We start from the raw sequence: 20,564 nt of genomic DNA, 5'->3' as shown, positions 1-20,564 counted from the left end.
CGCTCCGGAACCGACCGGACACCGTCCGCGTCCGACACTGACGACACCGCGGATCCTCGGATCCACGGTTCCGCACCGACCACATCATCCTCGGGGGAGACACACCTTGACGAAGCTTCGGCACACTCTTCGCGCGGCCGTTCCGGTGGCCGCGCTCGCGCTCGCGCTGACCGCCTGCGGTCCGGAGAACGACGACCCGGCGGCCACCACCGCCCCGGCCTCCGCCCCGGCGGGCGGCAGCACCGCCGCCCCGACCGGCGCCGCGCCCACCTCCGCCCCGGCGGGCGGGATCTCCGCCGCCCCGACCGGCGCCGCGCCCACCTCGGCCCCGGCGGCCGGTGCGGCGGGCGGCGCGGCCGGCGGCGGCAGCCCGACCGCCGGCGGCCTGCCCTCGGCCGCGACCAGCGGCAACCCGATCGGCGGGGCGAGCGGCGGCGGCAGCAAGATCACCTTCGAGAACCCGCTCGCGCTCACCGCCACCGGCAGCTACCTCGGCAAGACCAAGGCCGACGTCACCCCGGTCTCGGTGGTCAAGGGCACCGCGGCCGAGATCGCGCCGTACAACTGGAAGCCGGCCGACACCGCGGGGAAGACCCCGTACTACGTGACGGTCAACTTCACCAACAGGACCGGCGCACCGCTGCAGGACGAGTACTTCATGATGCGGTTCAAGGTGCAGACCGAGCCCAAGGGCACCGGCATCCTGGCCGCCCCGACCGTCCTGAAGTCGATCCCGCAGTGCGACACCGGCAAGAAGCCGGGCACCCTGGCCGACGGCGCGAGCCAGCAGCAGTGTGCCGTCTATCTCGTTCCGGACGGCACCCCGCCGCAGTTCCTCGTCTTCGGTAGCGTTCTGGACACCCAGCCGCTGATCTGGAAGGCCGGCTGAGACCTGCGCCTCCCGATCGAAGGGGTAGCGGAACAGCAGCGTCCGGGCGGTCCGGCGGGTGTCCCACGACACGCGCCGGGCCGCCCGTTCGTGCCCCTAGAGTAGGCAGGCATGCAGGTCATCCAGTCCAGCAAGCTCGCCAATGTCTGTTACGACATCCGCGGTCCGGTGCTCGAAGAGGCCATGCGGCTGGAGGAGCAGGGCCACCGCATCCTGAAGCTCAACACCGGCAATCCCGCGCTGTTCGGCTTCGACGCGCCGCCGGAGATCCTCCAGGACATCCTGCGCAACCTCTCCTCCGCGCACGGGTACGGCGACTCCAAGGGCCTGCTCTCCGCCCGCCGCGCCGTGGTGATGCACTACGAGGAGCGCGGGCTGCACGGCCTGACGGTCGAGGACGTCTTCCTCGGCAACGGCGTCTCCGAGCTGATCCAGCTGGCGATGACCGCGCTGCTGGACGACGGCGACGAGGTGCTCGTCCCCGCCCCTGACTACCCGCTGTGGACGGCGTCCGTCTCGCTGGCCGGCGGCACCGCCGTCCACTACCGCTGCGACGAGCAGTCCGACTGGTACCCGGACCTCGCCGACGTCGAGGCGAAGGTCACCGACCGGACCAGGGCGCTGGTGGTGATCAACCCGAACAACCCCACCGGCGCGGTCTACCCGCGCGAGGTGCTGGAGGGCCTGGTCGCGATCGCCCGCCGGCACCAGCTGGTGATCTACGCGGACGAGATCTACGACAAGATCCTCTACGACGACGCCGAGCACATCCCACTGGCCACCCTGGCCCCCGACCTGTTCTGCGTCACCTTCAACGGCATGTCCAAGTCCTACCGGGTGGCGGGCTTCCGCTCGGGCTGGATGGTGCTCTCCGGGGACCGCACCCGGGCCCGCAGCTACGTCGAGGGCCTGACCGTCCTGGCCTCGATGCGGCTGTGCGCCAACATGCCGGCCCAGCACGCGGTGGCCGCGGCGCTCGGCGGGCGGCAGTCGATCAAGGACCTGGTGCTGCCCGGCGGACGGCTGCTGGAGTCCCGCGACGCCGCGTACCGGCTGCTCAACGAGATCCCCGGGGTCAGCTGCGTGAAGCCGAGGGGCGCGCTGTACGCCTTCCCCCGGCTGGACCCGAAGGTGTTCAAGATCAAGGACGACGCCCGGATGGTGCTCGACCTGCTGCGGGCCGAGCGGATCCTGCTGGTCCAGGGCTCCGGCTTCAACTGGCCCGAGCCGGACCACTTCCGGCTGGTCACCCTGCCGCGGGCGGAGGAGATCACCGACGCGGTCACCCGGATCGGCACCTTCCTGAGCGGATACACCCAGCCGTAGGACACTCCCGGCCGCAGGACGCTCCCGGCCGCAGGGCACCTCCAGCCGCGAGGCGCTGCGGGGTGCGGGCGCTTCGGCACTGCGAGGTGCGGGCGCTCCGGCGCTCCGGTGTGCGCGCGCTCCGGCGTGCGAGCCGCTGCGGGGCGCCCGGAAAAGCGCTACGGCCGGAGCCCCGGTCGGGCGATCTCCTTGGTCGGGGAAAGATCGTCCGTCGGGTCTCCGGCCGTCCTGTCGCTGACCGGTGCGCGGTTCGTGCGGCACACCGGTCTCTCTACCGCTCCTGCTGAGGCTCAGGCTCAGCCGAGGCGGGCGACCAGGTCTCGGTACTCGTCCCACAGCTCGGTGGGCGTGTGCTCACCGAACAGCTCCAGGTGGGCGGGGACGAGCGCGGCCTCCTGACGCCAGATGTCGGCGTCGACGGTGAAGAGCAGGTCGAGGTCCTCCTTCGACAGCTCCAGGCCGTTCAGGTCGAAGCCCTCGACGGTCGGCAGCACGCCGATCGGGGTCTCGACGCCCTCGCCGTTGCCCTCCAGGCGCTCGACGATCCACTTCAGCACGCGGCTGTTCTCGCCGTAGCCCGGCCAGACGAACTGGCCGTCGGCGTTCTTGCGGAACCAGTTCACGTAGTAGATCTTCGGCAGCTTGGCGGCGTCGGCCGCGGCGCCGATCTTCAGCCAGTGGGCGAAGTAGTCACCCATGTTGTAGCCGCAGAACGGCAGCATCGCGAACGGGTCGCGACGCAGCTCGCCGACGGTGCCCTCGGCCGCGGCGGTCTTCTCGGAGGCGATGTTCGCACCGAGGAAGACACCGTGCTGCCAGTCGAAGGACTCGGTCACCAGCGGGACGGCGGTGGCCCGGCGGCCGCCGAACAGGATCGCCGAGATCGGCACACCCGCCGGGTCCTCCCACTCGGGGGCGATGGTCGGGCACTGCGCGGCCGGAACGGCGAAACGGGCGTTCGGGTGGGCCGCCGGGGTGCCGGACTCCGGCGTCCAGTCGTTGCCCCGCCAGTCGATCAGGTGGGCCGGCGGCTCGTCGGTGAGGCCCTCCCACCACACGTCACCGTCGTCGGTGAGCGCGACGTTGGTGAAGACGGTGTTGCCCCAGAGGGTGTCGATCGCATTGGCGTTGGTGTCGACACCGGTGCCCGGCGCGACGCCGAAGAAGCCGGCCTCGGGGTTGATGGCGTACAGGCGGCCGTCGGCGCCGAAGCGCATCCAGGCGATGTCGTCGCCGATCGTCTCGACCTTCCAGCCCGGGACGGTGGGCTGGAGCATCGCCAGGTTGGTCTTGCCGCAGGCCGACGGGAAGGCGGCGGCCGCGTACTTGACCTCGCCCGACGGCGGGGTGAGCTTCAGGATGAGCATGTGCTCGGCCAGCCAGCCCTCGTCACGGGCCATGGTCGAGGCGATGCGCAGCGCGTAGCACTTCTTGCCCAGCAGGGCGTTGCCGCCGTAGCCGGAGCCGAAGGACCAGATCTCGCGGCTCTCCGGGAAGTGCGAGATGTACTTGGTGCTGTTGCACGGCCACGGCACGTCCGCCTGGCCCTCGGCCAGCGGGGCGCCGACGGTGTGCACGGCCTTGACGAAGTCGCCGTCCTCGCCGAGCTGGTCCAGCACCGCGCGGCCCATGCGGGTCATCACGCGCATCGACACCGCGACGTAGGCGGAGTCGGTGATCTCGACGCCGTACGCGGCCAGCGGGGAGCCGACCGGGCCCATCGAGAACGGGACGACGTACATGGTGCGGCCCTTCATGGCGCCGCGGAACAGGCCCTGCTCGCCCTGGAAGATGGCCCGCATCTCGGCGGGGGCCTTCCAGTGGTTGGTCGGGCCGGCGTCCTTCTCCTGCTCGGAGCAGATGAAGGTGCGGTCCTCGACCCGCGCCACGTCCGTGGGGTCGGACGCGGCGTAGTAGGAGTTGGGTCGCTTGTCCTCGTTGAGCTTCTTGAAAGTGCCCTGGGCGACGAGCAGGTCCGCGAGGCGCTGGTACTCCTCCTCGGAACCGTCGCACCATTCGACGCGGTCCGGCTGGGTGATCTCCGCAATCTCGCGCACCCACGCCAGCAGACGCTGGTGGCGGGTCGGCGCGGCGCTGAGAGCAGCCGAGTTCTCGTTCGACACGATCGCTCCGTTTCACGCCATCCCGGCGGGGAGACGGCGTAGCGGGGGTTGAGGGTGCTTGCAGCGTAGCTCCGCACCTTGGCCCGGAACACGGCAAGAAGGCGAAGTTGACGCATCTTTTACTACAGTAAGGATGATTACCAGCCAGTAGCAGAAGGCCCCAGGGGGCCTGGAGTCCCCTTCGCCCCCTGCGCCAACACTCCAAAACGTCCAACTCGTGATGAGCGCCACTTCCTACGGGTGGGTAACCTACGGATCCGTAGGTAGCGGGTAGCATGCGGCTCATGACTGCTGAGCTCCTGGAGAACGCGGAGCGTGCGCCGCTCAAGCCGAAGTGGCGCGGCTGGCTGCACGCCGGAATGTTCCCCGCCGCCGTGGCCGCCGGGATCGTGCTGATCTGCCTGGCCGAACCCGGGCCCGCGAGAGTCGCGTGCGCGATCTACTCGGCCAGCGCCTGGCTGCTCTTCGGGGTCAGCGCGGTCTACCACCGGTTCACCTGGGGCCCGCGCGGCGACGCGATCCTGCGCCGGCTGGACCACGCGAACATCTTCCTGATCATCGCCGGCACCTACACGCCGTTCACCATCCTGCTGCTGGACGGCGCCGCCCGGCAGGTGCTGCTCTGGGCGGTCTGGGGCGGTGCGCTGGCGGGGATCGCGTTCCGGGTCTTCTGGGTCGGCGCGCCGCGCTGGCTGTACACGCCGGTGTACCTCGCGCTGGGCTGGGCCGCCGCGTTCTTCCTGCCGGACTTCCTGCACGCGGGCGGGGTCGCGGTCATGGTGCTGATGATCGTCGGCGGGGTGCTCTACAGCATCGGCGGCGTGGTCTACGGGCTCAAGCGGCCGGACCCGTCACCGCGCTGGTTCGGCTTCCACGAGGTGTTCCACGCCTTCACCCTCGGGGCCTTCATCACCCAGTACGTCGGCGTCTCACTGGTGGCCTACAGCGCGGCCGGCTGAGCCCGGCGCCCCGTGACGGGCGGTCGACCGGTCGTGCGACCGGACGGCCACCCGTTCCGCTGTCCACTCCCGGACCGGGCGCTCGTGCGGCGCGTGCTCGTGCGCCCCGTGCTCGTGCGGCGCGTGCTCGTGCGCCCCGTGCTCGTGCGGCGTGTGTTCGCGCGCCCCGTGCTCGTGCGGCGTGTGTTCGCGCGACCCGCGCTCGTGCGGCGCCCGCTCGTGCGCCCCGTGCTCGTGCGGGCCCTCGCGGCGGCGCTCGCGCGACCGGTCGTGGTGGTCGTGCGCGTACCAGGTCCGCGGCCGGCGCCCGGCCTGCCGCGCGTCGATCGCCTCCCGGGCCCGGCGGCAGCGCTCGCAGTGCGCGGCGTCCACGGTGCCACCCGTCGTCCGATGGCCCTTCGGCGCCGCCCGGCGGTCCGGCTCGGGCGCCTGGCGGAGCAGCCGCCAGCGCCGGCCCACGTACACCATCAACAGCAGCACCTCGACCCCGGCGACCACCAGCACCAGCGCGGCGCCGTTGATCAGATAGGCCGCGACCACGGCCAGGGCCGAAGCCACCACCACTGCGGCGCCCCAGACCTGGGCGCCCGACTCCCGATCGGCCATTTCGGCTTCCCCTTCCTGCGCCGGGCTCGTGGTCGGCCCGTGCCGCCCCACCCCTTCTCCGCTCTCGGCACGCACCGGCCAGCACTGACCGACGGCCACATGCTATCTACCGACAGTCACCCGCAACCGCCCGAAAGCGGCGAACGGCAGATCAACGTTGCGTCAATTCCCCGTGCGGAACGCGCACTTCCAGGTCACATCACGCAGCGTAGTCAATCGGGAACCATGATCCGATGTTGACGGGAGCCACCTTTTGAGAGCTACTCTCATTTGAGAGAGACTCCCTTCGCAGGTTCCCGGAGGTTCCCCGTGTCCACCCCGCCCACCGATCAGGCGGCCCCACCCGGGCCTGACCCGCGGCGCTGGCTCGCCCTCGTCGCGGTCGCACTCAGCGTCCTGGTGATCAGCTTCGACATGACGGTCCTGAACGTGGCCCTGCCCACGCTCGCCTCGCAGCTCCAGGCCACCACCGGACAGCAGCAGTGGATCGTCGACTCCTACACCGTGGTGTTCGCCGCCGTGATGCTCCCGGCCGGGCTGATCGGCGACCGCTTCGGCCGCCGCTTCACCCTCACCCTGGGCCTGGCCCTCTTCGGTCTCGCCTCGGCCGTCGGCATGCTGGCCGACAGCCCGGGCACACTGATCGCCGCCAGGGCCGCGATGGGCCTGGCCGGCGCGCTCGTCATGCCGATGTCCATGGCGGTGATCCCCAGCCTCTTCCCGCCCGCCGAGCAGCGCCGCGCCACCGCGATCCTGGCCGCCTCGCTGGCCGTCGGCACCCCGCTCGGTCCGCTGATCGGCGGTTTCCTGCTCCAGCACTTCTGGTGGGGCGCGATCTTCGCGATCAACCTGCCGCTGGTGGTGATCGGCATCACCGCCTGCACCCTGCTGCTGCCGGAGACCCGCAACCCGGCCGCGCCCCGGATCGACCTGCCCGCCACCCTGCTCGGCGCGGGCGGACTGGCCGCGCTCACCTACGGCATCATCGAGAGCCCCGAGCGCGGCTGGAGCGACCCGCTGGTCCTCGGCACGGTCGGCGGCGCGCTGGTCGCACTCACCGCCCTGGTGCTGCGCAGCCGACGGCAGCAGCACCCGATGCTCGACCTGGCCCTGCTCGCCGACGGCGGCTTCCGCTGGTCGACGGTCGCCGCGACGCTGGTGTCACTGGTGCTGTTCGGCGCCTTCTTCGTCCTCCCGCTGTACTTCCAGAGCGTCCTCGGCGCCGACGCCTTCGGTACCGGCCTGCGGCTGATGCCGATGATGCTCGGCCTGATGGTGGCCGCCCGGCTCAGCGACCGGCTCGTCGCCAGGACCGGCCCCCGGGCCGTGATCGTCCTCGGGCTGGCCCTGCTGGCCGGCGCGCTGCTCCTCGGCAGCCGCACCGAGGTCTCGGACGGCTACGCCCTCGCCGCCGTCTGGCTCACCCTGCTCGGGGTCGGCATGGGCCTGTCGCTGATCACCGCGCAGGCCACCGCCCTGCTCACCCTGCCGCCCGCCCGGGCCGGGGTGGGCTCCGGACTGCTGCAGACCTTCCGCCAGGTCGGCGGCGCGATCGGGGTGGCCGTCTTCGGCAGCCTGCTGGCCGACTCCTACCGGGGGGCGCTGGACACCGGCGGGCTCGCGGCGGGCGCGGCCGAGCGGGCCGGACGCTCGGTGGTCGCCGCCGACGCGGTCGCCGCCGCGACCGGCGACCCCGCCCTGGCCGCCTCGGCGCACGGCGCGTATGTGCACGGGATGACGGTCGTGCTGCTGGTCTCGGGGGTGATCGCGGTGCTGTCGGCGGTGCTCGTGGCGCTGCGGATGCCGGCCGCCGAACCGGCCGGGGCAGCGGTCGCGGGTGCCGGGACCGCCGTCGAGGGTGTCGGGGCAGCGGTCGCGGGTGCCGGGGCCGCCGCCGGGCCGGCCGGGCCCGCCGGGGCCGCGCCCGTCGGGGAGCCGGAGAAGCCCGGGGGGACCGTCGTGCCCGCGACCGATCACGGATAATCGAAGACATGAGCGCACCGCAGTCGGCAACGGCACCTCCGGCCGGACCGGACGACCCGGTCCAGGCGATGCTGGAGGCGCCGCTGTCGCTGCGCGAGCGGAAGAAGCTGAAGACCCGCCAGACCATCCGGCGCGAGGCCTACCGGCTGATCGCCGAGCAGGGCTACGAGAACACCACGGTCGACCAGATCGCGGCCGCCGCCGAGGTCTCGCCTTCCACCTTCTTCCGGTACTTCGCCACCAAGGAGGACCTCGTCCTCACGGACGAGTACGACCCGGCGATGATCGACGCCCTGCTCGCCCGCCCCGCCGGTGAACCGTTCCTGCGGTCCTGCCGGGAGGCCCTCATCGGGCTGCTGCGGCAACTGCCGGAGCACGAGCGCGAAGAACTGCTGGTCCGGCTGCGGCTGACCAAGGACGTGCCCGCGCTGCGCGCCCGGATGATCGACACCGGCAACGAACCGCAGCGGCTCTACCTCACCGCGCTGACCCGGCGGGCCGGAGTGCGGGAGCCCACCTTCGCGATGCGGATCACCGCCGCCGCGATCGGCGCCGCCACCACGGAGACCGTGCTCCAGTGGGCCGAGGGCGGCGGCACCGAGGACATCGCCGACCTCGTCCACCGCACCTTCGCGATCCTGGAGGACGGGTTCACCGGGTCATGACGCACGGCAGGACCGGCGCCGGGGCTCAACGCCCCGCCGCCGGTCCGCCGTTCGCTGTCCGCTCCGGTCCCTAGAGCCGATTCACCGCCCGCACCGCCGCCCGCCGCCGGAGCGCCAGGCCCGCGCCCGCGAGCGCCGTGACGCCCAGGGCGGCGGCCGCCGTCACCGCCGGCAGCGCGGTGCCGCCGTCCGCCGGAGAACCGGCGGCCTGAGCAGCGCCGGGCTCGTAGCCGCCGCCCTTGCCCGCCCGGTCGTACGCCGAGCCGGGCAGCTTGTCGCCGTACCGCTGCCGGACCAGCCCCTGGTACGCGGCCAGGCTCACCCCGGCCTCGCCCACCGAGCGGCGCGCCTCGTCGTCCAGCGGCAGCACCCGGCCGTCCCGCAGCACGTACCAGGCGTTGATCTGCGGCTCGCGGAACGCCGTACCGCCACCGCCGGCCACCGCCCGCGCCGCGTAGTCGCTCTCGTCGCCGCCGGTGGCGATGTTGACGACCCGCCAGCCGTCGTTCTGCTTGACCGTCCAGACCGAGGCGACCTGGCCGTCCGCCGCGACCACCTTGCTCGCGGTGAACTCGGCCCGGGCCACCGGGGCGCCCGGGGAGCCGGACACGAAGTCCGCGTCCAGCAGGTACACCGGCACGGTGTCACCGGCCAGCCTGGGCGCGGCGGCGGCCGCACCCGACGCCTCTTCCGCCGCCCCGACCGTGAGCTGCCCGACCGGGAGCCGGCCGGCCGACGGGGCGCCCTTGCGGGCGAAGAACCGGCCCACCTGGTCCAGCACGGCCGGACTCTGCACCGCGCCGCGGGCCTGGGCCAGCTCCGCCGCGGGCACCGGCTCGGGCACCCCGCCGGATCCGGCCGCGGAGGCGGCCGGGGCGAGGGCCAGGCCGAGACCGGCGGCCAGCAGGACGATCGTCGCGCCGCGGACGGCCGCGGCCTCACGCATGCTGCTCATGTCGCCCCTCACGCGCCGATCCGGTACAGGGAGTGGGTCCAGGAGAACGTGCCGTTCGACACGTAGTAGTTGTAGTCCGCCCAGTTGTAGCGGGTGTTGGACGGCCACGGGTCGCCCCAGTAGACCCAGTTGTTGGAGGTGTCGAACCCGTAGACCACGTGCATGTGGCCGCCGCCGGAACTCCACTGGATCCGGGTCTCGATCGGCCGGTCGGCGTTCACCTCGGTCTGCACCGTGCTGTAGCGGAGATAGCCGGTGACGTAGGAGCCCGGGTTGATGCCGATCCAGCTCAGACCGTTCTGCACATCACCCAGCGTGGCCTGGCTGTTGGGGCAGCCGGAGTTGATCGAACGGCCGAACGCGGCATTGCAGAACTGGTTCTGGCTGTAGGTGTAGCCGTACCAGGTGGCGATGGTGTTGCCGCTCGCCGCCCAGCACCAGTTGGTCTGCTGTTGCTGCTGCATGGTGATGTTGAGCTTCTTGAAGGTGCCGGCCAGATCGGCCGTGGCGCCCGCGGCGGCGGGCCGTACCCGCTGGGCCTGGGCCTGGGCCTGGACGGGGGTGGACGAGGCCGTGGGGGTGGCCTGGGCCGGAGTGACGGCCGCGACGCTGAGCGCCGGGCCGAGGACGCCGAGTGCGAGCACCGAGACGGTGCGGCGCAGGCGTGTCCGTGTGACTGACATGGGGGATTTCCTCCTTGCGACAAGCAGAGGAGTTGAGAGGTGTGGGGGTGCGGTCCGGATCGCGCCACTGAGCATCGCGCTGTTGACATGGCCGGTCAACGCCCCTCGGCACCCCTTCCGCCGGGTGTGAACGCACCCGCCCCGTTGTGAACGCCGGCCCGGGAACCCCTGCCAGTCACGCCCTCACCGGTGACAAACCCCCCTCCACATGTGAATATTCACGACCGACCGGGCCCGCCCCCCGTCCGCCACCCGAGGAGGCCGCATGCAGCGGACCGACCACCCCGACCTCGCCACCGCGCTGCGGACCGGCCCGTTCCATCTCGCCCTGCGCACCGCCATCGCCGTCCGGGGCCTCGCCCTGCACCGGGTCCGCGACCACCTCGCGCTGCGCGGCGTCCACATCGGGGTCACCAGCCTCAGCTACTGGCAGCAGGGCCACCGCCGCCCCGAACGGCCGGAGTCACTGCGCGCCGTCAGGGAGTTGGAGCGGGTCCTGGACCTCCCCGCGCACTCCCTCACCAGACTGCTGGGCCCCCGGCGCGGCGCACCCGCCGAGCCGGCCGGCCCGCCCGTCCGCCCCTACCGCGACCTCATCAGCCCGGCCACCGCCGTCGACGACCTGCTCACCGAGCTGTCCAGCCCGCGCGACACCGGACTGCACACCATCACCCACATCGAACGGATCCGGATCGGCGCCGACCGCCGGCTGAGCCGGCGCGACTCCCAGCACGCCCTGCGCGCCCACCGCGACGGGATCGACCGCTACCTCGCCATTCACCAGGGCGACCCCGGCAGCGACATCACCCGGGTCGGTGTCCGCGCCGAGGAGAACTGCCGCCCCGGCCGCATCCGCCGCGACCAGGCCCACGACCTGCTGGTCGCCGAACTCCTGCTGGACCGACGGCTGCGCGCGGGCGACACCCATCTGCTCGGCTACGGCTTCGACGACGCCCCGTCCCCCACTCCCAGCTGCGAGTACGTCCGGGGCTTCAACTCGGGTGCCGGCCAGTACGTCCTCCAGGTCACCTTCCACCCGGAGGCGCTCCCCGTGCGCTGCCACCGCTTCGCCCGCCGCTCGCCCGCCGAACGGCCCCACGAGACCGAGGAGCTGACCCTCGACGGCCACCACTGCGTCCACCTGGTCGCGACCGCCCTGCGGCCCTGCATCCTGGGCATCAGCTGGGACTGGGAGTAGCGGGCACGCCGGTCGTACCGGTCACGGGGGGCGGTCCCGGCTAAGGTCGCGACTGTCGGCCGTCGGCGGACCTCAGTCGCCGAAGGCCAGCTCCACGCAGTCCTCCACCGGCCGGTAGCCGATCTGCTGGTAGATCGAGTTGCTGGTCGGATTGGCGAGATCGGCGTAGAGCAGCACCTCCGCCGCACCCCGGGCGAGGGCGGCGGCCGAGGCGGCGGCCGTGACCGCGCTGGCGTAGCCCCGGCCGCGGGCGTCGCCCGGGGTGTAGACCGGCCCGATCCGCGACATCCCGGCGATCACCGCACCGGCCCCCGCCACCGCGACCGGCCGCCCGCCGTCCTCCCACAGGTGCAGGTGGCCGACGGCGGTCCGGTCGTCCACCACCGTCGCGACGTTGGTGATCCGGATGTCCACCTCCTCGGCGAACTCGGTGAACCAGCGGACCAGCAACTCGCGGTCGGCCGCTCCGGCGAGCCGGGACCGGCCGGACGGCGGGCGTGGCGGATCGACCAACTCGCCCAGCCGGTACAGCCGTTCGTTCCTCCTGACGGCGCTCGTGGTGCCGGTGGCCGCGGCCCAGGCGGCCCCGAAGGCCAGCGTCGCCGCCGCACTCCCGCCCGCTCCGGTGAGCACCGCGGAGCCGGCCGGGGCGGCGGCCGACCCAGCGGCCGACTCAGCGGCCGACTCAGCGGCCAGCTCGGCGGCCAGCTCGGCCGCGGCCGATTCCGGCATCAGTCCCAACCGCGGGGTGAACGGCGGCGTCCGCACGAACGCACCGGCGACCGGCCCGTCCGGCTCGGCGCGCCACCAGCCGAACACCGGCACGCCGTCGCCGTAGTAGTGCGGGCCGCTCGCCGCCAGCCGGTCCGTGATCGTGAGCAGGACGGTGTTCTCGGCCGGATGCGCGGCGAGGAACCCGCCGGCCCGGGCACGGAAGTCGTCGAGGGAGCTGCTGATGGTCCAGGGCATGGCCCATCCTCCCCCGCCCTCCCCGCCTCGCACCACCGCGTTTTCTACCGCCCGGGCACGTCCTGGAGCGCGCCCAGCCGGGCGGCGAGGACGGCCGGATCGGTGGTCGGGGCGTCGCAGGTGAAGTGGCGGCAGACGTACGCGGCGGGCGCGCCGTCCACCAGCGGCCGGCCGGCCAGCAGCGGGACGTCGTCGCTGCCCGCGCCCGGCTCGCCGAACGCGACCACCGCGCCGGGCGCGGTGCCCAGCAAGGCGGTCCGGTGCAGGGCGGCCGTCGCCGGGTCTGCGGCCGGGCCGATCACCGCGACCTCGCGCGGCCCGTCGGCCAGCGCCTCCGCCGCCGCCAGGCCCCAGCCGACGAACCTGGGCGCACGCGCGGCCAGCGCCCCGACGATGCCCAGCGCCCGCTCGGCGGCGGTCCGGTGGCGCTCCGAGCCGGTGTAGGCGGCGTAGCCGAGCAGCGCGTTCGCGGCGGCGGTCCAGCCGGACGGGGTCGCGTTGTCGGTCGGGTCCTGCGGGCGCCGGATCAGTTCCTCGGCGTCGTCGGCGGTGTCGTAGAGGGCGCCGGTCGCCTCGTCGGTGAAGTGCCGGAGCACGGTGTCGAGCAGCCCGCCCGCCAGCTGGAGCCACTCCGCCTCGCCGGTGACGGCGTACAGCGCGAGGAAGCCCTCGGCGGTGTCGGCGTAGTCCTCCAGCACGCCCGCGTTGGCGCCGGGGCGGCCGTCGCGGGAGGTGCGCAGCAGCCGGCCGTCGGGGGTGAGGTGGACGGCGAGCAGCAGGTCCGCGGCGCGTTCGGCGGCCGCGACGAGGTCGGGGCGGTCCAGCAGCGCGCCGGTCTCGGCGAGGGCGGCGACGGCGAGGCCGTTCCAGGCGGCGACCACCTTGTCGTCCCGGGCGGGCGCCGGGCGCTCCGCGCGGGCCGCCAGCAGCCGCGCCCTGATCGCCTCGTACTCGGCGGGGTCCTCGGGGTCGGCCAGGAGCTGGAGGACGGAGGTGCCGTGCTCGAAGGTGCCGCCGGCGGTGACGGAGAACAGCCGGGCGGCGGTGGCCGCGTCGGCCGGACCGAGCAGGTCGACCAACTGGCCCGGCTCCCAGACGTAGTAGGCGCCCTCGCTGCTGACGCCGGTCTCCTCGTCGAGGCTGTCGGCGTCCAGTGCGGAGGCGAACGCGCCTTCGGGGGTGAGCAGTTCGCGCAGCAGGAAGTCCGCCGTGGAGAGCGCCGTCCGGCGGGCCAGCGGGGAGCCGGTCGCCCGCCACAGGTGCAGGTACGCGCGGAGCAGCAGCGCGTTGTCGTACAGCATCTTCTCGAAGTGCGGCACCACCCAGCCGGCGTCCACCGCGTACCGCGAGAAGCCGCCGCCGAGCTGGTCGTGGATGCCGCCGCGGGCCATCGCCTCGCCGGTGCGGACGGCCATCTCCAGCGCCGCCTCGGAGCCGGTCCTGGCGTGGTGGCGCAGCAGGTACTCGACCACCATGGCCGGCGGGAACTTCGGCGCCCCGCCGAAGCCGCCGTGCCGCTCGTCGAACTCACGGCTGAGCCCGACCAGCGCCTGGTGCAGCTCGGCCTCCCCGGGCGGCGTGTGCACCCCGCTGCCGACCGCGTAGACGGAGGCCCGCTCGGCCAGATCGGCCCGGATCCGCCCGGCGACCTCCCCGACCTCCTCCCGCCGGTCCCGCCAGGCCGCGTGCACACCCTCCAGCACCTGCCGGAACGAGGGCATGCCGTGCCGGGGCTCGGGCGGGAAGTAGGTGCCGAAGTAGAACGGCTCCTTCTCCGGGGTCAGGAAGACGGTCATCGGCCAGCCCCCCTGCCCGGTCGCCGCCTGGACCGCCTCCATATACACGGCATCGACGTCCGGCCGCTCCTCCCGGTCGACCTTGACGGCGACGAACCGCTCATTGAGGTACCCGGCCGTCCCGTCGTCCTCGAACGACTCGTGGGCCATCACATGACACCAGTGGCAGGCCGCGTACCCCACGCTCAGCAGCACCGGCACCCCCCGGCGCTCCGCCTCGGCGAAGGCCTCCGGCCCCCACGGCCACCAGTCGACCGGGTTGTCGGCGTGCTGCTGCAGGTAGGGGGATGTGGCGTCGGCGAGGCGGTTCGGCATGCCCCCCATCCTTGCGCATCGGCGCCCGGGAGGGGGGCATGGCCTCACTCCTTCGGGGCTTCCGGCTCCTCGGCGAAGTCGACCTTCTTGAACTGGCGGTTCATCGACTTGGCCAGGAACCAGGTGGCCACGCCGAGGGCGGCGAAGACGACGAAGCCCAGCAGGCCGGGGGTGACCTTGGCGTCGTCGACGGCGAGCTCGGCGGCGAGGTGGGTGAGGTTCACGGGGGCACTCATATCTCTATGGTGGCCCGGCTCACGGGGAGCCGGGCCGTCGGGGGGTGCTTCAGTCCCGCGTGTCGGCCGACTCGGCCGTCAGGCTGGGGATACGCAGACCGGCGAACAGGTCGTCCTCCGGCAGGTCCACGTCGACCAGGGTACGGGCGAGCTCGTAGTCCTCGGTGGGCCACACCTCGCGCTGGACCTCCAGCGGGACGCGGAACCACGGGCCGTCCGGGTCGATCTGGGTGGCGTGCGCGATCAGCGCGCGGTCCCGGGTCTCGAACCAGTCGTCGCAGCGGACCCGGGTGGTGATCTCGCGTTCCGTGCGGCCGCTCTTCTCCCAGCCGGCGATCCACTCGCCGTAGGGGGACTCGTGGCCGTTCTCGCTGAGGTACTTGTGCAGGGCGCGGATCCGGCCCATCGGGAAGCCGTGGTTGTAGTAGAGCTTCAGCGGCTGCCAGGGCTCGCCGGCCCCGGGGTAGGCGTCGGGGTCCCCGGCGGCGTCGAAGGCCGCCATGGTGATCTTGTGGGTCATGATGTGGTCGGGGTGCGGGTAGCCGCCGTTCTCGTCGTAGGTCGTGATGACCTGCGGCTTGAACTCCCGGATCAGGCGGACCAGTGGTTCGGCCGCCTCCTTGACGTCCTGGAGGCCGAAGCAGCCCTCGGGCAGCGGGGGCAGCGGGTCGCCCTCGGGCAGGCCCGAGTCCACGAAGCCCAGCCAGGCCTGCTTGACCCCGAGGATCGCGCGGGCCTCGTCCATCTCCTTGCGCCGCACCTCGTGGATGTTCTCCTCGATCTCCGGCTTGCCCTGCAGCTTCGGGTTGAGGACCGAACCGCGTTCCCCCCCGGTGCAGGTGGCCACCAGCACGTCCACCCCCTGGTCGACGTACATGGCCATGGTCGCCGCGCCCTTGCTGGACTCGTCGTCCGGGTGTGCGTGCACCGCCATCAGTCGCAACTGCTCAGTCAACGCGTGCGTTCCTTCCACAAATGTCCGGGCGTCCCGCGCCATCCGGTCCGCCCACCGTCCGAGCCGCTCTCGGGGCCGCGTCACCGCGGGACCGGCCGCGGCGTACGGCGCCGACACGGCCGAGCCCCGCCCCCGCCGGACCGGCCGCGGGCGTGCCCCTCCTATAGTGACGGACTGGAGGAGCCCCGCATTCCCCCGCACCACCCGCGCGGCCTCCTCCTCACGAGAGGACTGAGCCCCATGAGTGCTGGCACCCGGACCCCGCGGCTCCCCGAGGGGCGCTACGGGCGGCGCGGCGACCGCGAGACCGACCGCCGGCTCAAGGTGATCGGCGCGGTCTGCGGGGTACTGGCGCTGGGCCTGATCGCCTGGCTGGGCAGCTCGTACCTGATCCGGGAGACCCGGATCAACGGCACCGTGCCGACCTTCCAGGCGCTCTCGGACAGCGAGCTCCAGCTGCACCTGGCGGTGCGCAAGACCGAGGGCACGGCCGGCAGCTGCACCGTCCGCTCGCAGGGCGAGGACGGCGCGGTGGTCGGGGTCGCCGACTTCCCCGTCCCCGCGGCGGGCACCGGCTACGACGCGGTGGTCAGTCTGCGGACCACCGCCCGCGGCACCACCGCCGAGCTGCTGGGCTGCACACCCGCGTAGCACCGGCGTAGCACCCGCACCACGCCCGCACCACGCCCGCGCAGGGCGGACCCGAAGGGCACGGGAAGGCCGACCCGCCCGGGAATCCGGTGGCGGCCGGCCCGGTGGCGGGCGCATATTCGCCCGGGCGGGCGGGCATCCGTAGGGAGTCCCGCCCACCGATCCCGGACACCGTCCCGAACTCCTCGGCCCGTCCCGTACACCTCGGCGCAACGCCGCCGTCAATGACGCGCCAACGACCCTCCCGATTGTCGGCAGGAGTTGTTAGGCTCATGGTTTCGCCCCTTCCGCACCAGCTGGTACGGGAGCGGGCGTTGCTTTGTAGTTAAGACCGTTATCAGCATCCACCTACGCGCTGACGACTCACACCCTCAGCACAGCCCCAGCACCTACGAGGAGCACCCGTGACCCAGACCAGCGAGAACGTGACCTGGCTCACTCAGTCCGGCTACGACCAGCTCAAGGCCGAGCTGGATCACCTGACCGGCCCCTGGCGGATCGAGATCGCGCAGAAGATCGAGGCCGCGCGCGAGGAGGGTGACCTCAAGGAGAACGCCGGCTACCACGCGGCCAAGGAGGAGCAGGGCAAGTACGAGCTGCGGATCCGCCAGCTCACCCAGCTCCTGGAGCGTGCCAAGGTCGGCGAGGCCCCGGCCGACTCGGGCGTGGTCGCTCCGGGCATGGTGGTCACGGTCGCCTTCGACGGCGACGTGGACGACACCATGAAGTTCCTGCTGGGTTCGCGCGAGGTGGCCGGCGACGACGACCTGGAGATCTACTCTCCGCAGTCCCCGCTGGGCCGCGCCATCGACGCCAAGACCATCGGCGACGAGGCGACGTACGAGCTGCCGAACGGCAAGCGGGCCATGGTCAAGATCATCGAGGTCAAGCCCTACGCCGGCTGATCCTCCCCCGCCGCTCCGGCAGAAGCGCGGACGGGCGGAAGGCCGGACGGGCGGAAGGCCGGACGGACGGACGCGCGAAAGGGCGGCCGTGGCACCTGCCACGGCCGCCCTTTCGCCTGCGCCCGCCCGGCTCAGCCCGCGGCCGAGCGGTACTTGCGCACCGACAGCCAGGAGAACACCGCGATGATCACCACCGACCAGAGCACCGACATCAGCTCCGCGTGCTGCATCGGCCAGACGTCGTCCACCGGCCCGACCTGGTTGCCGAAGAGGTTGCGGCAGGCCTGCACGGTGGCGCTGAACGGGTTCCAGTAGGCGATCCCCTGCAGCCAGCCCGGCATCGAGCTGACCGGCACGAAGGCGTTGGAGATGAAGGTCAGCGGGAACAGCCAGATCAGCCCGGCCGAGGTGGCCGCCTCCGGACTGCGCACCGAGAGGCCGATCAGCGCGCCGATCCAGGAGAACGCGTAGCCGAGCAGGAGCAGCAGCCCGAACGCGCCCAGCGCGGACCAGAACCCGTGGTGGATCCGCCAGCCGACCAGCACCGCGACCACCGCGAGCACCACCAGGGTGAAGGCGGTCTGGCAGAGGTCCGCCAGGGTGCGGCCGACCAGCACCGACGAGCGGGTCATCGGCAGGGAGCGGAACCGGTCCACCAGCCCCTTGGACATGTCCTCGGCGATGCCGGCCGAGGCGCCGGCCACCGCGAAGGTGACGGTCTGGGCGAAGATGCCGGCCATCAGGAACTGGATGTACGTCGAGGAGCTGGACTCCGTCCCGGGGATCCGGATCGCGCCGCCCATGACGAACGAGAACAGCAGTACGAACATCACCGGCTGCATGAGCCCGAACACCACGATCTCGGGTATCCGGGTCATCCGGCGCAGGTTCCGCTTGGCGACCACCCACGAGTCGTGCAGCACGGCGGCCGCACCCCGGCGCTGCTTGGGCACCGCACCGCCGATGGCGTGCTCGGTGGCACTGGTCATCTCACCGCTCCTTCCCGGCCGGGACGGCCCGCTCGTCCGGATCGGAGCCGTCGGCGCGGCCCCTGCCGCCGGACTCCTCCTGGTCGGCCTCGGTGTGGTGACCGGTGAGCGAGAGGAAGACGTCGTCCAGGGTCGGCCGGCGCAGGCCGATGTCGTCGATCTCGATCGAACGGGCGTCCAGCTCGCGGATCACGTCCGCGAGCACCCTGGCGCCGCCGCTGACCGGGACCGTGATCCGGCGGGTGTTCTTCTCCAGCGCCGGCTCGCCCAGCGCGTAGCCGGACAGCGCGGCCACCGCCTCGCCGACCAGGTCGGCCCGGTGCACCACGACCTCGATCCGCTCGCCGCCGATCTGCGCCTTGAGCTGGTCGGCGGTGCCCCGGGCGATCACCCGGCCGTGGTCGACCACGGCGATGTCGTGGGCGAGGCGGTCGGCCTCCTCCAGGTACTGGGTGGTGAGCAGCAGCGTGGTGCCCTGCTCGACGAGGGTCTCGATGACCTCCCACAGGGCGAGCCGGTTGCGGGGGTCGAGGCCGGTCGTGGGCTCGTCCAGGAACATCACCGGCGGCCGGACCACCAGGGCGGCGGCCAGGTCGAGGCGCCGGCGCATACCGCCGGAGTAGGTCTTGGCGATGCGGTCCTTGGCCTCGGTGAGGTTGAACCACTCCAGCAGTTCGAGCGCCCTGGCCTTCGCCGCGCGGACCGGCATCTGGTAGAGCTCGCCGACCATCTGGAGGTTCTCGAAGCCGGTGAGGTACTCGTCGACCGCGGCGTACTGGCCGGAGAGGCCGATCAGGCTGCGGACCCGGTTCGGGTGCTTGAGGACGTCGACACCGGCCACCGTGGCACGGCCGGAGTCGGGCTGGAGCAGGGTGGTGAGGACGCGCACGGTGGTGGTCTTGCCGGCGCCGTTCGGGCCGAGCAGCCCGAGCACCGTGCCCTCGGGGACGTCGAGGCTGACGCCGTCCAGGGCTCGTACGTCGCCGAAGGTCTTCACCAGGTTCTCGGCTTGGATGGCTGGCGCCATGGGCCTGCCTCATCTCCTCGGGGAGGGCGGAAGGGCGGGGACGACTGCGCGGGACAATATTCGGTCTGTCCCACTTTGCCCCCAATCCCGGTGGCCCAGCGACTCCGGAGCCCCCGGACCCCTACGCGGAGACCACGTACCCCGCGTCCCGCAGCTCGCCGAGCACCGCCGCGCAGTGCTCCGGTCCCTTGGTCTCCAGGTGCAGGTCCACCTCCACCTCGGTGAGCCCCAGCCGGGGATCGACCCGCACGTGCGCCAAGTCCAGCACATTGGCGTCGACCCGGGTCAGCACCCCGAGCAGCCCCGCCAGCGCCCCCGGCCGGTCCGCCAGCCGCACCCGCAGCGAGAGGTACCGGCCGGCGGCCGCCAGACCGTGCCGCAGCACCCGCTGCATCAGCTGCGGATCGATGTTGCCGCCGGAGAGCACCGCCACCACCGGCCCCTCGAAGGAGTCCGGCTGCTCCAGCAGGGCCGCGATCGGCGCCGCCCCGGCCGGCTCCACCACCAGTTTCAACCGCTCCAGCCCGAGCAGCAGGGCCCGGGACAGCGAGTCCTCGGACACGGTGCGGACCCCGTCCGCCAGGGTGTTGACGATCTCGAACGGCACGTCCCCCGGCCGGCCCACCATGATCCCGTCGGCCATGGTGGCGAACCGCTCCAGCGAGACCGGACGCCCCGCCGCCAGCGAGGGCGGGTACGCGGCGGCGGTCGCCGCCTGCACCCCCACCACCCGGACGTCCGGCCGCAGCGGCTTGACCGCCGCCGCGATCCCGGCCAGCAGACCGCCGCCGCCCACCCCGACCAGCACGGTCCGCACCTCAGGGCACTGCTCCAGGATCTCCAGCCCGACCGTGGCCTGCCCGATCACGATGTCCCGGTGGTCGAACGGGTGGATGAACACCGACCCGCTCGCCTCCGCGTACTGCTGCGCCGCCCGCAGCGCCTCGTCCACGGTCGTCCCGTGCAGCCGGACCTCGGCGCCGTACTCCCGGGTCGCCGCGACCTTCGGCAGCGGCGCGGCCAGCGGCATGAAGACGGTGGAGCGCACCCCGAGCAGCGAGGCCGCCAGCGCCACCCCCTGGGCGTGGTTGCCGGCACTGGCCGCGACGACCCCGCCCGCCCGCTGCACCGGCGAGAGGCCCGCGATCCGGACGTACGCCCCGCGCAGTTTGAACGAGCCGGTGCGCTGGAGGTTCTCGCACTTCAGGTGGACCGGAGCGCCGACCAGCGCGGAAAGGTGGCGGCTGCCCTCCATCGGCGTCGTCCGGGCCACGCCGGCGAGCATCTTCTGGGCGCCGCGGACATCGTCGAGGGTGATCGGCCAGCTGTGCATG

General features: G+C 72.8%; 19 protein-coding genes. 8 read left to right on the top strand and 11 right to left on the bottom strand.

Annotated features, from left to right (window positions below; genetic code table 11):
• Nucleotides 1–106: 106 nt before the first annotated feature.
• Together SM793_RS30400 and SM793_RS30395 are read left to right on the top strand one after the other, a co-directional pair.
• The gene (locus SM793_RS30400; protein ID WP_320441523.1) at nucleotides 107–889 is read left to right on the top strand and encodes a hypothetical protein; all 783 of its coding nucleotides are present in this window, start codon (nucleotides 107–109) and stop codon (nucleotides 887–889) included.
• A 111-nt stretch (nucleotides 890–1,000) separates the two neighbouring features.
• Nucleotides 1,001–2,215, top strand: a complete 1,215-nt coding sequence (locus SM793_RS30395; RefSeq protein ID WP_320441522.1) for a pyridoxal phosphate-dependent aminotransferase — start codon at nucleotides 1,001–1,003, stop codon at nucleotides 2,213–2,215.
• A gap of 296 nt (nucleotides 2,216–2,511) precedes the next feature.
• On the opposite strand, the gene SM793_RS30390 is transcribed toward SM793_RS30395, so the two are convergent.
• Entirely contained in the window at nucleotides 2,512–4,338 is a 1,827-nt protein-coding gene (locus SM793_RS30390; RefSeq protein WP_320441521.1) for a phosphoenolpyruvate carboxykinase (GTP), read from the bottom strand.
• Nucleotides 4,339–4,613: 275 nt separating this feature from the next.
• On the opposite strand from SM793_RS30390, the gene trhA reads away from it, so the two are divergent.
• Entirely contained in the window at nucleotides 4,614–5,297 is a 684-nt protein-coding gene (trhA, locus tag SM793_RS30385) for a PAQR family membrane homeostasis protein TrhA (protein WP_320441520.1), read from the top strand.
• On the opposite strand, the gene SM793_RS30380 is transcribed toward trhA, so the two are convergent.
• Complete coding sequence (locus tag SM793_RS30380; RefSeq protein WP_320441519.1) at nucleotides 5,268–5,903, bottom strand: hypothetical protein; 636 nt, start codon at nucleotides 5,901–5,903, stop codon at nucleotides 5,268–5,270. The two genes, trhA and SM793_RS30380, sit on opposite strands and share 30 nt — an antisense overlap.
• 309 nt (nucleotides 5,904–6,212) lie before the next feature.
• Here SM793_RS30380 and SM793_RS30375 point away from each other — a divergent pair, with 309 nt between their 5' ends.
• Nucleotides 6,213–7,886 (top strand): MFS transporter, encoded by a 1,674-nt coding sequence (locus SM793_RS30375; RefSeq protein WP_320441518.1) that lies wholly within the window; start codon nucleotides 6,213–6,215, stop codon nucleotides 7,884–7,886.
• An 8-nt stretch (nucleotides 7,887–7,894) separates the two neighbouring features.
• Nucleotides 7,895–8,551, top strand: a complete 657-nt coding sequence (locus SM793_RS30370) for a TetR family transcriptional regulator (RefSeq protein ID WP_320441517.1) — start codon at nucleotides 7,895–7,897, stop codon at nucleotides 8,549–8,551.
• 70 nt (nucleotides 8,552–8,621) lie between these two features.
• Here SM793_RS30370 and SM793_RS30365 read toward each other — a convergent pair whose 3' ends face one another.
• Complete coding sequence (locus SM793_RS30365) at nucleotides 8,622–9,506, bottom strand: hypothetical protein (RefSeq protein ID WP_320441516.1); 885 nt, start codon at nucleotides 9,504–9,506, stop codon at nucleotides 8,622–8,624.
• 8 nt (nucleotides 9,507–9,514) lie between these two features.
• On the bottom strand, nucleotides 9,515–10,189 hold the full coding sequence (locus tag SM793_RS30360) for a papain-like cysteine protease family protein (protein ID WP_320441515.1): 675 nt from the start codon (nucleotides 10,187–10,189) through the stop codon (nucleotides 9,515–9,517).
• Between the two features lie 265 nt (nucleotides 10,190–10,454).
• Between SM793_RS30360 and SM793_RS30355 the strand changes: the two genes are divergently transcribed.
• Nucleotides 10,455–11,387, top strand: a complete 933-nt coding sequence (locus tag SM793_RS30355; RefSeq protein ID WP_320441514.1) for a hypothetical protein — start codon at nucleotides 10,455–10,457, stop codon at nucleotides 11,385–11,387.
• Between the two features lie 72 nt (nucleotides 11,388–11,459).
• Here the strand turns inward: SM793_RS30355 and SM793_RS30350 are convergent, their stop codons facing one another.
• From SM793_RS30350 to mca, 4 genes are read right to left on the bottom strand one after another with little or no spacing between them, the layout of a single operon-like run.
• The gene (locus SM793_RS30350; protein ID WP_320441513.1) at nucleotides 11,460–12,356 is read right to left on the bottom strand and encodes a GNAT family N-acetyltransferase; all 897 of its coding nucleotides are present in this window, start codon (nucleotides 12,354–12,356) and stop codon (nucleotides 11,460–11,462) included.
• 44 nt (nucleotides 12,357–12,400) lie between these two features.
• The gene (locus tag SM793_RS30345) at nucleotides 12,401–14,467 is read right to left on the bottom strand and encodes a thioredoxin domain-containing protein (protein ID WP_320441512.1); all 2,067 of its coding nucleotides are present in this window, start codon (nucleotides 14,465–14,467) and stop codon (nucleotides 12,401–12,403) included.
• A gap of 44 nt (nucleotides 14,468–14,511) precedes the next feature.
• Nucleotides 14,512–14,703, bottom strand: a complete 192-nt coding sequence (locus tag SM793_RS30340; RefSeq protein ID WP_030307612.1) for a hypothetical protein — start codon at nucleotides 14,701–14,703, stop codon at nucleotides 14,512–14,514.
• Nucleotides 14,704–14,752: 49 nt separating this feature from the next.
• Nucleotides 14,753–15,658, bottom strand: coding sequence for a mycothiol conjugate amidase Mca (mca, locus tag SM793_RS30335; RefSeq protein ID WP_320441511.1), 906 nt, complete (start codon nucleotides 15,656–15,658; stop codon nucleotides 14,753–14,755).
• Nucleotides 15,659–15,898: 240 nt separating this feature from the next.
• Here mca and SM793_RS30330 point away from each other — a divergent pair, with 240 nt between their 5' ends.
• Together SM793_RS30330 and greA are read left to right on the top strand one after the other, a co-directional pair.
• On the top strand, nucleotides 15,899–16,309 hold the full coding sequence (locus tag SM793_RS30330; protein WP_320441510.1) for a DUF4307 domain-containing protein: 411 nt from the start codon (nucleotides 15,899–15,901) through the stop codon (nucleotides 16,307–16,309).
• A 404-nt stretch (nucleotides 16,310–16,713) separates the two neighbouring features.
• Complete coding sequence (gene greA / locus SM793_RS30325) at nucleotides 16,714–17,214, top strand: transcription elongation factor GreA (protein ID WP_266271246.1); 501 nt, start codon at nucleotides 16,714–16,716, stop codon at nucleotides 17,212–17,214.
• A 131-nt stretch (nucleotides 17,215–17,345) separates the two neighbouring features.
• On the opposite strand, the gene SM793_RS30320 is transcribed toward greA, so the two are convergent.
• From SM793_RS30320 to ilvA, 3 genes are all read right to left on the bottom strand, one after another.
• The gene (locus SM793_RS30320) at nucleotides 17,346–18,203 is read right to left on the bottom strand and encodes an ABC transporter permease (protein WP_320441509.1); all 858 of its coding nucleotides are present in this window, start codon (nucleotides 18,201–18,203) and stop codon (nucleotides 17,346–17,348) included.
• 1 nt (nucleotide 18,204) lies between these two features.
• Entirely contained in the window at nucleotides 18,205–19,230 is a 1,026-nt protein-coding gene (locus tag SM793_RS30315) for an ATP-binding cassette domain-containing protein (protein ID WP_320441508.1), read from the bottom strand.
• A gap of 121 nt (nucleotides 19,231–19,351) precedes the next feature.
• Nucleotides 19,352–20,563, bottom strand: coding sequence for a threonine ammonia-lyase (gene ilvA / locus SM793_RS30310; RefSeq protein WP_320441507.1), 1,212 nt, complete (start codon nucleotides 20,561–20,563; stop codon nucleotides 19,352–19,354).
• Between the last annotated feature and the right edge of the window lies 1 nt (nucleotide 20,564).

The organism is Kitasatospora purpeofusca (assembly GCF_034043715.1).
Classification (GTDB): Bacteria; Actinomycetota; Actinomycetes; order Streptomycetales; family Streptomycetaceae; genus Kitasatospora; species Kitasatospora purpeofusca_A.
This window is presented reverse-complemented; position numbering and strand designations above follow the sequence as displayed.

Bases quoted from the DNA above. Each gene is read 5' to 3' on its own strand.
- SM793_RS30395 (WP_320441522.1), top strand. From the start codon at position 1,001: ATGCAGGTCATCCAGTCCAGCAAGCTCGCCAATGTCTGTTACGACATC.
- trhA (WP_320441520.1), top strand. From the start codon at position 4,614: ATGCGGCTCATGACTGCTGAGCTCCTGGAGAACGCGGAGCGTGCGCCG.
- SM793_RS30380 (WP_320441519.1), bottom strand. From the start codon at position 5,903: ATGGCCGATCGGGAGTCGGGCGCCCAGGTCTGGGGCGCCGCAGTGGTG.
- SM793_RS30370 (WP_320441517.1), top strand. From the start codon at position 7,895: ATGAGCGCACCGCAGTCGGCAACGGCACCTCCGGCCGGACCGGACGAC.
- SM793_RS30365 (WP_320441516.1), bottom strand. From the start codon at position 9,506: ATGAGCAGCATGCGTGAGGCCGCGGCCGTCCGCGGCGCGACGATCGTC.
- SM793_RS30360 (WP_320441515.1), bottom strand. From the start codon at position 10,189: ATGTCAGTCACACGGACACGCCTGCGCCGCACCGTCTCGGTGCTCGCA.
- SM793_RS30355 (WP_320441514.1), top strand. From the start codon at position 10,455: ATGCAGCGGACCGACCACCCCGACCTCGCCACCGCGCTGCGGACCGGC.
- SM793_RS30350 (WP_320441513.1), bottom strand. From the start codon at position 12,356: ATGCCCTGGACCATCAGCAGCTCCCTCGACGACTTCCGTGCCCGGGCC.
- SM793_RS30345 (WP_320441512.1), bottom strand. From the start codon at position 14,467: ATGCCGAACCGCCTCGCCGACGCCACATCCCCCTACCTGCAGCAGCAC.
- SM793_RS30340 (WP_030307612.1), bottom strand. From the start codon at position 14,703: ATGAGTGCCCCCGTGAACCTCACCCACCTCGCCGCCGAGCTCGCCGTC.
- SM793_RS30330 (WP_320441510.1), top strand. From the start codon at position 15,899: ATGAGTGCTGGCACCCGGACCCCGCGGCTCCCCGAGGGGCGCTACGGG.
- SM793_RS30320 (WP_320441509.1), bottom strand. From the start codon at position 18,203: ATGACCAGTGCCACCGAGCACGCCATCGGCGGTGCGGTGCCCAAGCAG.
- SM793_RS30315 (WP_320441508.1), bottom strand. From the start codon at position 19,230: ATGGCGCCAGCCATCCAAGCCGAGAACCTGGTGAAGACCTTCGGCGAC.
- ilvA (WP_320441507.1), bottom strand. From the start codon at position 20,563: ATGCACAGCTGGCCGATCACCCTCGACGATGTCCGCGGCGCCCAGAAG.